The sequence below is a fragment of the Sporosarcina sp. JAI121 genome, assembly GCF_013408665.1.
GTDB lineage: Bacteria > Bacillota > Bacilli > Bacillales_A > Planococcaceae > Sporosarcina.
In genome coordinates this window covers 959,692-974,122 of record NZ_JACCCL010000001.1, presented here as the reverse complement: position 1 = coordinate 974,122, position 14,431 = coordinate 959,692, and the positions used below count along the sequence as shown (strand labels likewise).

Annotated in this window: 14 protein-coding genes; all 14 read right to left on the bottom strand. The window is 45.1% G+C overall.

What is annotated here, in order from left to right:
* Window positions 1–50: 50 nt before the first annotated feature.
* Entirely contained in the window at window positions 51–1,964 is a 1,914-nt protein-coding gene (locus tag HDC33_RS04555; RefSeq protein WP_483315872.1) for a penicillin-binding transpeptidase domain-containing protein, read from the bottom strand.
* A 57-nt stretch (window positions 1,965–2,021) separates the two neighbouring features.
* The gene (locus tag HDC33_RS04550) at window positions 2,022–4,184 is read right to left on the bottom strand and encodes a penicillin-binding protein (RefSeq protein ID WP_179391313.1); all 2,163 of its coding nucleotides are present in this window, start codon (window positions 4,182–4,184) and stop codon (window positions 2,022–2,024) included.
* A gap of 35 nt (window positions 4,185–4,219) precedes the next feature.
* Window positions 4,220–4,591, bottom strand: coding sequence for a cell division protein FtsL (gene ftsL, locus HDC33_RS04545; protein ID WP_179391312.1), 372 nt, complete (start codon window positions 4,589–4,591; stop codon window positions 4,220–4,222).
* A 16-nt stretch (window positions 4,592–4,607) separates the two neighbouring features.
* Window positions 4,608–5,540 (bottom strand): 16S rRNA (cytosine(1402)-N(4))-methyltransferase RsmH, encoded by a 933-nt coding sequence (rsmH, locus tag HDC33_RS04540; RefSeq protein ID WP_179392626.1) that lies wholly within the window; start codon window positions 5,538–5,540, stop codon window positions 4,608–4,610.
* 35 nt (window positions 5,541–5,575) lie between these two features.
* The gene (mraZ, locus tag HDC33_RS04535) at window positions 5,576–6,007 is read right to left on the bottom strand and encodes a division/cell wall cluster transcriptional repressor MraZ (protein WP_179391311.1); all 432 of its coding nucleotides are present in this window, start codon (window positions 6,005–6,007) and stop codon (window positions 5,576–5,578) included.
* Window positions 6,008–6,199: 192 nt separating this feature from the next.
* Window positions 6,200–7,816: a bacillithiol biosynthesis cysteine-adding enzyme BshC gene (bshC, locus tag HDC33_RS04530; RefSeq protein WP_179391310.1), complete on the bottom strand. Its 1,617-nt coding sequence runs from the start codon at window positions 7,814–7,816 to the stop codon at window positions 6,200–6,202.
* A 94-nt stretch (window positions 7,817–7,910) separates the two neighbouring features.
* Window positions 7,911–8,300, bottom strand: coding sequence for a DUF3397 family protein (locus tag HDC33_RS04525; RefSeq protein WP_179391309.1), 390 nt, complete (start codon window positions 8,298–8,300; stop codon window positions 7,911–7,913).
* Entirely contained in the window at window positions 8,300–9,199 is a 900-nt protein-coding gene (locus HDC33_RS04520; protein ID WP_179391308.1) for a ketopantoate reductase family protein, read from the bottom strand. The genes HDC33_RS04525 and HDC33_RS04520 overlap by 1 nt, the downstream gene beginning before the upstream one ends.
* Before the next feature lie 68 nt (window positions 9,200–9,267).
* Window positions 9,268–10,818 (bottom strand): acyl-CoA carboxylase subunit beta, encoded by a 1,551-nt coding sequence (locus HDC33_RS04515; protein ID WP_179391307.1) that lies wholly within the window; start codon window positions 10,816–10,818, stop codon window positions 9,268–9,270.
* A 39-nt stretch (window positions 10,819–10,857) separates the two neighbouring features.
* Window positions 10,858–11,073 (bottom strand): acyl-CoA carboxylase biotin carboxyl carrier protein subunit, encoded by a 216-nt coding sequence (locus HDC33_RS04510; protein ID WP_179391306.1) that lies wholly within the window; start codon window positions 11,071–11,073, stop codon window positions 10,858–10,860.
* Entirely contained in the window at window positions 11,070–12,431 is a 1,362-nt protein-coding gene (locus tag HDC33_RS04505; RefSeq protein ID WP_179391305.1) for an acetyl-CoA carboxylase biotin carboxylase subunit, read from the bottom strand. The genes HDC33_RS04510 and HDC33_RS04505 overlap by 4 nt, the downstream gene beginning before the upstream one ends.
* Window positions 12,432–12,644: 213 nt before the next feature.
* A complete protein-coding gene (locus HDC33_RS04500; protein ID WP_179391304.1) occupies window positions 12,645–13,403 on the bottom strand; it encodes an enoyl-CoA hydratase/isomerase family protein in 759 nt (252 codons plus the stop codon).
* A gap of 226 nt (window positions 13,404–13,629) precedes the next feature.
* Window positions 13,630–13,803 (bottom strand): 50S ribosomal protein L32, encoded by a 174-nt coding sequence (gene rpmF / locus HDC33_RS04495; protein WP_179391303.1) that lies wholly within the window; start codon window positions 13,801–13,803, stop codon window positions 13,630–13,632.
* Window positions 13,804–13,826: 23 nt separating this feature from the next.
* A complete protein-coding gene (locus HDC33_RS04490) occupies window positions 13,827–14,360 on the bottom strand; it encodes a YceD family protein (protein WP_179391302.1) in 534 nt (177 codons plus the stop codon).
* Between the last annotated feature and the right edge of the window lie 71 nt (window positions 14,361–14,431).

The window sequence follows — 14,431 nt, the reverse complement described above, 5'->3', positions numbered from 1 at the left end:
CTGATAAGGCCTCACTTGATGCCTTGTATCAGACTTTGCATTTAAATGTTTTAGTCAGTATAAACGTGGATTACATCATCAATCGTAATCAATGTATCAGCGGCCGGCAACTGATATTTCACCTTTTCACCGGAACCGTGCCATTCAATTCGATACGTATATAATTGAGTGGTGATTTTCCCTTTTGTCATTCCCGTAAGGTCGGGAACTCTATGAGTCAGTGGATCTCCCCACCGGTATTCCTTTTCAATTTGCCCTTCCCTGTTCGTGACACCTGCCAGCGGTGCAATTTCTTCCATTATCCGTCCTACGATAGGCGCGGCTATAACCCCGCCGAACTGAACTGAGTTTTTCGGGCTGTCAATCGCAAGATAAACTAGTAGCTCGGGGTCATCCGCCGGTGCGAATCCGATGAATGAAACGATATAATCACCATCTTTATAAGCACCATCGACAACTTTTTGCGCAGTCCCGGTCTTTCCGCCAACACGTAGCCCATCTGTAAACGCGTTACGCCCGGAACCATTCGCCACCACTGATTCAAGTGCTTCCCGCACTTGCTTCGATGTTTCTTCACTGATGACCTGCCGCTGCATATCAGGTTCGAACGATTGAAGCGTCTTTCCTTTATCGTCCAATATTTCTTTCACGATATACGGACGATATAGATATCCGCCGTTTATCGCAGCGGCAACAGCTTGAACTTGTTGAATCGGGGTTACTGATATTCCTTGACCGAATGCAGTTGTCGCTTGCTCCACAGGACCAAAAGCTTTTTCGGAAAAAAGAATTCCTTTTGACTCGCCCGCAATACCTGAGCCGGTCGATACGCCGAAACCGAAGTCCTTGATGTATTTATTTAACTTTTCTGGTCCTAATCGTTGTCCGATTTCAACAAATCCCGGATTGCACGAATTCTCAACGACTTCGAGGAAGGTCTGATCCTTGTGACCTTCTCTTTTCCAACAGCGCAGTCTAGCTTTCGCAATCATTACATAGCCCGGATCATAAAAATGCTCTTTATGAAGATCAATGACTTTTTCTTCAAGTCCCGCAGCGAGCGTTAGAATTTTGAATGTCGAGCCCGGTTCAAATGTCATCCAGACGGGCAAGTTCCGATTATAAATACTCGGATCCACATTTTGATATTCAGACGGGTGAAATGTCGGGGCGGAAGCAAGTGACAGCAATTCGCCCGTTTTCGGGTTCATGACGATTGCAAGTGCTTGGGCTGCGTCGTATTTTTCCATAGCTTGCGATAATTCCCGCTCCACTATTTCCTGCATGCGTAAATCGATCGTCAGCTCAACATTGGCACCCTTTTTCCCGGTCTTAAAACCGTCGTCTACGTGGGGAAGCGGGATCCCTTTTGCATCTGTATACAATCGAATATTATCGCCCGTACCCTGCAGAATTTCGTCATATGCGTATTCAATACCCGCTAGTCCCTGACTATCATATCCCGTAAAGCCTATCAATCTAGATAACAGCTCTCCATTCGGATAATCCCTGACAAAATCAACCCCCGTATACAATCCATCTATTTGGAGTCGTGCGATTTCATCCGCCTGCTCTTTCGTAATATTTTTTCCCTCGGGCGCCAATTTAACCATAACTTCCCTTTGCGCCATTTTCTCTTCCAGTTTAGTAGCGTCGACTTCTAGAATTTTTGCCAGCGCAGTCGCCGCACTTTTCACTTCACGATTTTGGGATGGCATGAAATACAGTGTCGGCGCTAGTCTATTGCCGACAATCAAATCACCATACCGATCGACTATATTTCCGCGCATCCCGCCAAATGGGATTTCTCTATCCCAGTTTGCTTCCGCGCGTCCTTTCAGCAAGTCATGTTTGATGATTTGCACATGAAATAGCTTTGCAACAACCATTGCAAGACAGATAAGAAAAATAACAAATACCGCCCGTAGCCTTTTTTTTGATTGTAACTTAATAATCGTCCGCAGCGGTTACACACCTCTCGTTTTTCTATCAACGTATGATGTGACGAGGATTCGTATTCGTTAACCGCCTACAATGCTTTCCTCTTCATCGCTTTCTTCAACGGGTTTATAGATTTCAGAAGGCGGTTCCAAATGAATGACTACTGGCTCATCTTTTCTGATTAAGGACCCTTTTGACAAGCTTTGTTCAGTAACGTAGCCATCGCCGTTAATACGTATATCAAGACCGGATAACATTTTATACGAAAGCATCATTTTTTTCGACCACCCGGTGAAGTCAGGAAGCGTAGTCACGCCTTTTGTCTGCAATAAAACGATTGAACCCTCCACTAGCTTCGTTCCGGCTTGCGGATATTGGTTGGTGATGTCCCCACCCTCACCGAGGATTTCAGGAATGAAACCATCCTCCTTCAATTTTGCGATTGCTTCAGCCGAATCCTTTCCAGTATAGTCGCGGAGGACCGTCGGCTCAATGATGTCATCTCCAGTGGGAATGATGTTCATATAGCGCAAACTGTTATCCATGATAGAATTGAATAATTTTGAAACAGCATCCGAACCGATTTCACCTGCTTTCAGTTTCGGCTGTTGCACAAGGACATACGTCAACAGCTGAGGTTCTTCTGCGGGTGCCATGCCAAGGAAAGAATAGAGATAATTCCCATTCCCTTTTAAATACCTTCCAGAAGAGTCGGGTATTTCTGCTGTCCCCGTCTTACCGCCAACCGTATAGCCATTGAGGGCGAACTTTCTACCTGTCCCCTTTTCCGAAGTGACGGTCGAAGCTAGCAATTCTCTAACTTGCTTTGCTGTTTCGGCAGAAATCGGGTTCCCATGTTCCTCCGGTTTTTGATCCCGAATAATTTCACCGGTATTAGGATTGGTAATTTTATCAATCACATAAGGTCTCATCATGACGCCGTCGTTGGCAATTGCTGTAGCGGCTTGTACCATCTGCATCAGCGTTACAGTTGAACCTTGACCGAATGCAGTCGTTAGCCGTTCAATCGGATATGTGTCGAGAATTTTTCCCGCTGCTTCATGGGGTAAGTCAATCCCGGTCTTTTCTCCGAATCCGAACCTCCGAAAATACTCCATATATTTTTTATCACCCATTCGTTCCAGTAAATAGGCCATTGATACGTTAGAGGAGCGTTGAAAACCTTCCAGAAATGAAATATAGCCCCACCCTGTAATATTATGATCACGTATTGTATCACCAAAAATTGTATACTGCCCAGATTTATAATAATCAGTTGGAATCCACTTCTTCTCTTCAATCGCTGCGGCTACTGTAAACATTTTAGTTGTTGAACCCGGTTCAATTGTCGTTTCCACTGCCTGATTCAACCAGTTCTCCGTAAGCCCTTCACGAGTGGATGGATGAAACGCGGGACGTTGACTCATTGCCAGTATCTCCCCGGTTTTCGGATTCGCTACAACAGCCAATATCTTTTTCGGTGAATATTCCTTTTCCACTCGATTCATCGCATCTTCCACAAAGTTTTGAATGGTCTTATCGAGGGTCAGTTGGATTTCATAACCGTCTTGTGCAGCGACAACCGCTTTATCGGCTTTCGGTAACATGAATCCGAAGCCGTCCGATTTAAAATTCACTTTGCCATCTGTTCCATTCAATTCTTTATTATACGTTTTTTCGAGCCCCATTTTACCGACTGTGGAAACATTTCCTTTGCCATCTTCTTCCTTCATCGCAAAACCGATTAAATACGAGGCAAAAACTCCGTTTGGATAATAGCGTTTTTTGTCTTCGATGAAAAGAACGCCCGGAAGCTTTTTCTTTTTAATCGCTAAGACGGTCTCATTGCTGATATCCCGGCCGGCATTTCCAAACTCCACTTGATATTTCCCACCTTCTGCCGCTTCAGTCAAGCGGGAGAGGATCGCATCTCTTTCAAGCGGAATGTATTCGGCGAGCACATCGGCTGTTTTTTCATAATCGGTGATATGCAATTGTTTTTTTGACCCTTTACTTGCACCTGCACTCAATACGGCAATAAGTCTGTAACTCAGCGTATCGGATGCAATCAACTCGCCTTTACGGTCGACAATCGTTCCGCGATCCGCTTTCAATACCGATTCCCTCGAGTATTTCGCCTCGGCTAGAGTTGCCATCACTTTTCCTTCCGCTTGCCCCGTAACTTGGATGAATAGTATTCTTCCGAACAAAAGGAAAAAGAGCCCTCCGTATACCAAAAACATCAGAAAGGCTCCCCATTGGAATCGAAACTTTTTTTTCATCGTCCAGGCACGACCTTTACGTTGTTCTCGTTCGGATTCAAGCCAAGTTCCTTCGCTTTCTCCCATATACGTTCATATGTGGATTTTTCTTTTACTTGGATGGACAATTCCATATTTTGTTTTGACGTTTCCGTAATCTCATTTCCTATCAATTGCACTTCCCTGTTAGTGTCATTAATTTGTGCTTGTGTATGTAAAATCATTGTTGAGAAAAGGACAAGGATTGTTGAAAACAGCACGAATAAGAATTTCTCCCCGACAGAAAATACTTTTCGAGAAGGCCGTATTCGAGGCTGTTTCCTCGGAGCTTCAGGTGTTTCGAGTTCGCGTACATATGTCGACTGGAAATTTCTCTGTTCTAGTGCCATTCACACATTTCCCCTTTCACCTTTTTTCGGCGATTCTTAGTTTTGCGGATCTTGCCCGCTTATTCTCTTCTATCTCTATTTCGCTCGGTATTATCGGTTTTCTTGTTACTAATTTCAAAATTGGTTCCATACCTTCCGGGATTACAGGTAAATTCGGCGGAAGTTCAGGTAATGAAGATGCTTCCTTAAAAATCGTTTTACAAAGTCGATCTTCCAGTGAATGGAACGTGATAACACTAATACGCCCTCCCGGATTTAGTAATGTAATCGCATCCATTAAAGAGTCCTCGGCAGCACCAAGTTCATCGTTCACCGCAATCCGTATTGCCTGGAATACCCTTTTTGCAGGATGTCCCCCCGTCCGTCTCGTTGCGGCCGGAATACTCGACTTGATCAGTTCTGCAAGTTCTGCAGTCGTCTCGATAGGAGACAGCTGACGTGCTTCTTCAATTTTACGTGCAACTCTTTTTGAAAACTTTTCTTCGCCGTAGCGGAAAAAGATTCGGACCAAGTCTTCATACGACCAGTCGTTAACGACGTCATGTGCAGTTAACGGAGCGTCCATATCCATTCGCATATCAAGCGGAGCTTCATGATTATAGCTAAATCCCCGTTCGGGTGTATCGAGCTGCGGTGATGATACTCCTAAATCGTAAAGAATGCCGTCGACAGACGAAACGCCGATCTTTTCCAGTTCCGCTTTCAAATTCCTGAAATTAGAATGGACAAATGTCACTTGAGAAAGATAATCCTTCAATCGTTCTTTTGCAACCTCAATCGCTGTTATATCCTGATCGAAGCAGATAAGTCTACCTTCCGGAGATAATTTCTTGGCTATCTCCGTGCTGTGGCCCGCTCCGCCAAGTGTGCAATCGACATATATGCCATCACGTTTTATAGCTAAACCTTCGACGGCTTCATGAAGCAAAACTGTTGTATGGTTAAAAATTGAAACCGCCCACTTTCATCAATAAGTAATTTCCTTTAAAAATCGAAGTCGATAATATTTTCCGCAATATCGTTGAACGATTGTTCTGATTCATCATAGTAGACATCCCACGTTGCTTTAGACCATATTTCAATTCGGCCCGAAACACCGATTACGACACAATCTTTTTCAACTTTTGCGTATTGGAGCAAGGATGACGGAATATTGATGCGCCCTTGCTTGTCCAATTCAACTTCCGTGGCACCGGAAAAGAAAAACCTTGCAAATGCACGTGCATCTTTTTTCGTCACTGGCAAAGCCTTAAGCTTTTCTTCAAGACGTTTCCATTCATCCATTGGGTAACCGAAGAGACAATTGTCCAGGCCGCGGGTCAATACGAAACCATCCCCCAAATGTTCCCGAAACTTCGAAGGAACAATCAGGCGACCTTTTGTATCGACAGTATGCTGATATTCGCCCATGAACATACTCTTCACCCCACTATATGAAATTAATGTACCACATCCCCCCACATTCCTCCACCAGTTTCCCAAATAAATTGCAATTTCCATATAAAATGTGTCAATAGTACTTGTTTCAATGAGATTTTTCTGACTACATAAGAAAACACCCTTGTCCGCACAACTGTGCAAGCAAGAGTGTAATTATAGGTCAACCATTTATAGATAGATGATTTTATGTGTCCCATCCATTTCAAAAGGCAAGCGCAGAAGATCCTGTATAAGAGTTGGACCATACTTATTCAAATAGGTATAGGGTGGATAAAGCCGTTCTTGCAATACGTCATCAGGGAACAATTCCCCTTCCAATATACCGAAAGCACGAAGTGCAGTAGCATGTTTCAACAATACCGCCTCTTCCGCCTTTCCTTTCAAAAAGTCCAACTGTTTTGTATGGAACCGAAGATTTTTTTGCAGCAACTCTTGCATCGTCGGTCCTTGCCTATCGGCGAATTCAGCAATTTTTTCGTACTGTTTGCCAAGCAACTCTTCTGTTTCATGTAAAACTGAATCGAAACGTTCATCATTCAACCCACTGATGAATTGTTCCCGGGCAGTAATTACCCCTCCCGACATGACATCTTCAACCGTAAAGGAATTTTCATCGAGCAAATGCTTCACTTGCGGAGTTACTAGCGTCATGGACATCCGCGGAACGATAATCGGCATTTTCATATGCAAATGATGAAACGCCTCTTTCAAGATGGACCAATAAGCAATCTCGCCGGGACCACCCACGAAGGCAAGGACAGGGAAAACCATATCCTGCATAAGCGGTCTTGTTGCGACGTTATTGCTCAGAAGCCATGGTTTTTCAGTGGCAATCCGCAACAAATCAGCTTTTGAAAACCGGATGCCCGAACTGTCATTCACGAAATAACCATCTTTTCTAGATAGAAGAATTCGCCCTGTGTCATGGACATAAAAGAGGTTTGCAGCCTCAATTTCGGTTCCGAGGGGTGAACCGTATCCTTTTTGTTCAAACAGTTCTTCTTTGTTTGAAATCATTTCAGCTATTTGTTCAGACTCTTCAATTAGTCGGACGAAATAAGATGATTCAAGTTCCCGCAACGGTTTGAATGCCGAATCGATGAATAAAAGGCCTTCTTCTTTAAAAAGACCGTTCATCAGTCTGACAAAAAAATGCGTGAATGTATCTTCAAGCTCCACAGCCTTCAGAACATCATCCTTCAAATTTTTCGTATAGGCGGTTTCACCAAACTTCCCGAAAATATCTTTGACGAATGATGTCATCATTTTTTTGTCGTACTCCGCATCCGACGCCATCAGTTTCAGTACGAACTTTTCGCGGTATTGATGTTTCACCGCGCGACCTTCCATTTCCGTATAGACATGATTGATTTCATTCAAGTCATGATCTTCGCCTGCTACCCAAAATACGGGAACGACAGGCACACCAAGGGCTTCCCTCTGCTTTTTCGCAAGTAGGATGACCGTTATCGCTTTGTGGACGGAGTAGAGGGGGCCTGTCAGAATTCCTGCTTGCTGACCGCCGATTGATACGACAGCATTTTCTGACAGTTCGACGATATGCTTGTCGGCAATCGTAGATATTCCAAAAGGTTCCATGAATGATCGGATGATTTCTGCAAGTCGCCGCCTTTCGAACGGACGGTCTGCAAGCTCCCTCAGCCTCTCGGGATAGGAGCTCTCTTCATTTTCATAATCAAAAAACGTATGTAAGAATTCCTTATCGTTATTATACGATTGCATCACTTTATTTTTTTCTTGTAATGCCATTACTTCCAATTCCATTATTCATGCCCCTTTGTAACTATCGGTATGAAGAGAGTATATCATTTCAAGCTGCAGGATTGAAAAATATACGCTTATACAAAAACACTGCCATTCATTTTAGATACTCAATGATTTTCAATACGGTTCCGAAGCTTATAAGAAGTAGATAGACGGCCACTGAGAAAAGGAAGTAAAACCGCCATATTTTCCGTAATAGCCGTACAATCCGGAAATCTTTTACAGCGCCTCGTTCGATGAAGGCGAGAATGATGGCAATGACAATTGCAATCCCCGCAATATAAAATGCCGTCCCGATTCCAAATATCGTATAAGATATGACATAAATCCCTATAAACAGGAACGGTGTTGTCACGTCTGCCGCTAGCCCCATGACGGACTTCGGGGCTCTTCCAATCCTTTTCATGATGATAAGGAAGAGGATTGTGACTATGAAAGGGAACAGGATGAATGTCCCTACAACTGCAGAAAACACTCCATTCATTACTTTTCCCCTTTCCTCTCAATGGCATACAGCATCTGTTCACATGTTGTAAGAAGCGGCAGCGATTTGGCACTTTCATGCGCTTTTCGGATAACCGCTGTGATGATCGTCTCGATTTCCATCGGCTGCCCTGCTAAACGGTCAGTCAGCATCGAAGACCTATTTCTGGCTGTTTTTCTACAGACATCCACTATCGCCTCAAACGGAAGAACTGATTTCATCTCCGGGAAGGCATCCATCAATTCTGCATAAAGCGTATGAAAGAGCGTCATGCAATAATCGTTCGTCAGTAATTCCCCGTTTTTCACTTCAAGAATGGCCGTCAACGGATTGATCATACAATTGATGAGCACTTTACGCATCAAGATCAGTTCACCATCAACCTGATAACTCACGGGGAATATGTCCGAATGCGCCCGGCCGATTAAACCGAATGTACCGGACGCACCATGGGCGGCGGCAATCGTCAACATTCCAATGCCGTTATGGGAAACAGTGCGGTCATCCATACGCCCCGCTCCCTGCTCCACAGTTGCGAAGGCCACGTGCGGCAATTCAGTGTTCTTAATAAGTTCAACATGGCCGATTCCATTCTGAACGAATAGAACGGGATTATGCACATGCGCTTTCTGCATTTCTGAAAGGAGGTCACGCAGACCTGCATATTTGACTGCAACAATCCACAGCGCAGCAGTCGATAAACTTCGAATATCTGTTGTAGCTTTTACCTCGAAGACATCTATTGTACCGTCCAGGTTGACGCGCTGAATCCCTTCTTTCCGAATAAGTTGCGCCTGTCCTTCCCTTCTGACGTAGAATGTCACATCCATTCCCGCTTCAGACAAACACGATCCGATCAGCAGCCCGATCGAACCGGCTCCTGCTATGATTACATCCATATGTTCCCCCTCCTTCCAATTGAAAAAGCCCGCCTGAACGCCGGCGGACCTTTTTGTTCTTTAGTCGATTATACAGGATACACCGGATGTTTTCTCGGTGGCTGCGGAATATCTTTTGTGCTGTAGAAACGGAACCTGTCTGCAAGTACTTCCCGCAGACTGGATGGTGATACGATTTCATCAATGATGAGTTCGGACGCCATCTTATAAATATCGATTTCTTCCTTGTATTCCTTGTGTTTTTCCAGCACGAATGCTAGACGTTCTTTCGGATCTTCAATCGCTTCGATTTTATTCGAATAGACTGCATTCACTGCCGCTTCAGGTCCCATAACCGCAATTTGGGCAGTCGGCAACGCAATGCAGACGTCCGGTTCAAACGCAGGACCTGCCATCGCATATAGACCCGCCCCATACGCTTTACGGACAACAACCGAAATTTTCGGCACTGTCGCCGAGCTCATTGCCATAATCAGCTTCGCGCCATGACGGATGATTCCTGCACGTTCAACTTTCGTCCCGATCATAAATCCTGGCACATCCGCAAGAAACAGAAGCGGTATCGAGAATGCATCACAAAGGTTGATGAACTTTGTTGCTTTGTCCGCAGAATCAATGAACAAAACCCCACCCTTCACTTTCGGCTGATTGGCAATGATACCAACCGGCTGTCCTTCGATTCTGGCCAAACCTGTAATGATTTCTCCCGCAAACAACTTTTTAACATCAAAGAAACTTCCTTCATCAATCAATGCATCAATCGCTTCATACATATCGAAAGGCGCATTTTGGTTTTCAGGAATGATTGCTTCAAGCGTCCTGCCCGCCTTCACCTCGACTGTTTCTTTCAAAGCCGGCTTCTCCGTGTAGTTCGCAGGGAAAAATGATAAATAACGACGCGCTTCCGCAATCGCCTGTTCTTCATTTTCCGCTAAGACGTCACCGCAGCCGCTGACTGAACAATGCATCCGCGCGCCGCCCATTTCTTCCAATGTCACTTTTTCACCAATGACCTTTTCAGCCATTCGCGGAGAGCCTAAGTACATCGACGCATTGCCGTCCACCATGATGACGATATCGCAAAATGCCGGTATGTATGCGCCACCCGCAGCAGAAGGACCGAACAGAATACAAATTTGCGGAATGAAACCCGATAACCTCACCTGGTTGTGGAATATCTTTCCTGCACCGCGACGGTTCGGGAACATATCAAGCTGATCTGTAATACGGGCACCAGCCGAGTCAACCAGATACAGCATCGGTACACGGTTTTTCTCGGCGATTTCCTGGATTCGGATGATTTTTTCAACCGTTCGGGCGCCCCATGAACCCGCCTTCACCGTTGAATCATTTGCCATTACGCAGACCGTCTGGCCGTTCACTTTCCCCATAGCCGTAACGACGCCGTCCGCCGGCAAGTCCCCCGCCTCGCAATTCGCAAACCTGCCGTCTTCCGTATATTTTCCTTCATCAAACAGAAGTTCCAGTCGGTCACGGACAAATATCTTATTCTGTTCCTTTAATTTCTCATGATATTTCGGTTGACCACCGGCAAAAATCTCTTGTAATTTTTCTTCAAGTTTTTCGTTGTAAGTTGTCTGTTCCGTCGTTTTAGTCATTTGATAACCCCTTTCATCCAATATCTCTACACGTTTCCCTTACGCTTCGATCGTTACCAGGACATCTTCTTCGTTGACAAAATCGCCGACTTGAACGTTGATGGCTGATATCTTACCGGCTGCTTCCGCTTCAACCGGGATTTCCATCTTCATCGATTCAAGTACGATGACCACTTGCCCCGCTGTTACTTCTTGTCCTTCTGTTACGTTCACTGTAAATACTGTACCCGCCATAGTTGATTTCACTTGAGTCATGTTGTTATTTCCTCCTTTTGTTGTTCGGCCCATGTTGATAAAACCGACGTTGAATAGTCACCTGTCCGGAATTCCTCAGATTTCAGGAATTTATTAAATAACGGGATGTTCGTTTTTAATCCGTCAATCTCCACTTTCGAAAGAAATGTTTCTGATTTCCGGATTGCTTCTCCCCGAGTAGCTGCGTGGATAATCACCTTTGAAATAAGCGGATCATAGAAGGGAGTCACTTTCCCACCTTCGACATATCCCGAATCGACACGGATTCCGGTAGTATCTCCCCAGTCAAGTGTCTTGATCGTTCCTGGCGACGGCATGAATTTGACAGGATCTTCCGCGTAAATGCGGAACTCGATCGCATGACCTTCCGACTTTATGTCAGCTTGATTTACCACCGGAAGTTTATTTCCTTTCACAACTTCAATTTGCCATTCGACAAGATCGAATCCCGTCACCTCCTCGGTCACCGGATGCTCGACTTGTAATCTAGTATTCATTTCAAGAAAGTAAAGGTTATTGTTTTCATCGACAATAAATTCGACTGTCCCAGCGTTTTTATAGGAAACGGCTTTCGCCGCGTCGACTGCCGCTTTGTAAAGACGTTGTCGCGCTTCTTCAGGCAGGTGCGGCGAAGGCGATTCTTCAATCACTTTCTGATTGCGCCGTTGCACTGAACAATTACGTTCAAACATATGAACAACATTTCCGAAATCATCTCCGAAGACTTGTACTTCAATATGACGTGCATCCGCTATGAATTTTTCAAGGAAAACGACATCATCCCCGAAGTACGCTTTTGCACGGGTCTTAACTGATTGGAAATGCTGACTGAGCGCTTGCTCATCTTCACAGCGAACCATACCGATTCCACCGCCGCCAGCACTCGCCTTCAGCATAATCGGATAGCCGATTTCAACTGCGGCAAGCACGGCATCATCCAAGGTAGCGATTCCTTCATCGGTTCCAGGTACGACCGGCACCCCTGCCGCTTTCATCGTCAATCGAGAACCGATTTTGTCCCCCATCTTGTCAATTGTGTCCGCGTCAGGTCCGATGAATCGAATTCCTGCCGCTTGTACTTTACGCACAAATTCCGCGTTTTCCGATAGCAGTCCATATCCCGGATGAATGGCGGTTGCCCCGGCGCGGATCGCGATTTCGACTATGTCGTCCGCTTTTAAATATGATTGTTGAACCTGTGCAGGTCCCAGCAAGAATGCCTCGTCCGCTTCTTTCACAAACGGCATGTCAACATCCGCTTCCGAATAGACAGCGATGGTGCCGATACCAAGTCTTTTACAGGTCTTTATGATTCTAAGTGCGATTTCCCCACGATTCGCAATCAGTATTTTATCCATGATAATCCCCCAGACTATTAAAATGTGAACTTCCATTCCTTCTTTAGTTTATACGATGTTTCAAAGCGATTTCAACCTTTGTCTGAAAAAAACATTTTTTCACGTCATTTCAACTAGTCTAATTTTGATTTTTCAATACCCCAAAGCGATTTATCCTTCACACACAAAAATCGCCATCCATGCATAATCCATGGACGGCGATCAGATTATGATTCACTTTTTTGTCAGAAAGTTATTCACCGCATCATGATGCGCTTCTTCTCCCCATAAAATGGAGCATTGGCGTGATTCTTCAATCATTCGGTCACGTATGAAATCAGCTGTCCACTTTCGGATGGCAATCGCCTTGTAAGCCCGATGGACAGATGGATGATGAACTGACATTTTGGATAGGAACTGTTTCAGTCCTTCTTCAGCAGTGCCCTCATAAACCTCGGTCGCCCACTCCGCTTCCAACATTTGCTGTGCCGTATGTAATCCAGCCTCGGAAAGCAAACGGAACACACGGTCATGCTTGCCATCTTTTTCAAATAGCAGCGTGGCGCCGCCCCAGCCCGTTGTGATGGCCAGCGTCCCTTGAATGAAACCTATTTTCGCTTTCGATGAAACAATTCGATAATCACAGGCTGTAGCGATTTCGCATCCTCCGCCCACCGCGGCACCATTGACAAGCGCAATCACAGGCATCGGCAGTGTAGCCACTCGGTGTAAAAGACCGGCCATTTTGCTTAACATCGGATACGCTTCATCCGTAGTGCGCAACGAATGGAATTCAGTTAAGTCCCCTCCCGAACAGAATGCCCGGTCACCCGCTCCCGTTATAACTGTATATGCAACATCGGGATTTCCTTCAATTTGATTCAGAAATTGTTCCAGCCCTTCCATGACCGCATAATTGATGGCATTACGCATTTCCGGTCGGTCGATTGTAAACGTGGCGATTCCATTTTCAATAGCTATGCTGTAAGACATGTCCATTTCCCCAATCGTTAATTGTTTTACCCTGATATTACCATTGTTTAGCTTCTGGTGCCAACCACTCGGATCATAAGGCATTTGGGAGGAATTGAACTTTTTCCTCCTGGAGGCTGTGGTATGCTTGCTCGCAAACTACCGGGCGACCCCTGGAACTTTTCTATATAGAAAAAAGGCTACCGTGAGCCATGGTCTCACGGTAGCCTTCATAGGCAAATCTTACTTATTCACCTATAACTTCTTTTCCTTTGTATTGACCGCATGATTTACAAATGCGGTGAGCCAATTTGATTTCGCCACAGTTAGTACAAGTAGTCATTCCCGGTACTTGCAATTTATAATGCGTACGGCGCTTGTTTTTAACTGTTTTGGATGTTCTTCTTTTTGGTACAGCCATCTGGGGCACCTCCTTACGATCGCCTATTCGTCCTTGGATTCAAAGAATTTTGCCAAATCGGCAAGTCTGGGATCCACTTTCGTTTCCAGTTCCTCGCGGAGCCTGGCATTGTACTCCTCGTCGGTCGCGTATGACCAGCCTTTCCCTTCAGCCTGCTGCATTTCGTCAGCATTTTCGCTAATAATTTGAAGCGGCACTTCAAGGAGGACGAGCTCCTCGAATACAGGGGTTGGATCGATCACCTCACCTACAACAGGATGAATTTCATCGTCTGTTGCAAGAACTTCTTCATCCCAGCTGAACTGTTCATCAGCTTCGATTGAAAACGGTAATTCGACGTCTTCCCATGTTCGTGAACAAGGCAATGTCATCGTACCTTCGAGCCGGAATCGGCATACCAATTTCTTGGATCCGATTGTACAACTTCCGGTCACTCGGACAGGCGTAATATCCCGGATTTCCGGGTTCCGTTTTTTCACGGATTCAAGGTCGACAGCTTCGTCAAGCGGCATCGCACCTTGTCTGTATCTCTGCAATTGATGGATCGACCATTTCATGTCTATCACCTCAAGACAACAATGTTGATTATATAATGGGCGAAAAGGGATGTCAAGATATTTTCTTGTCA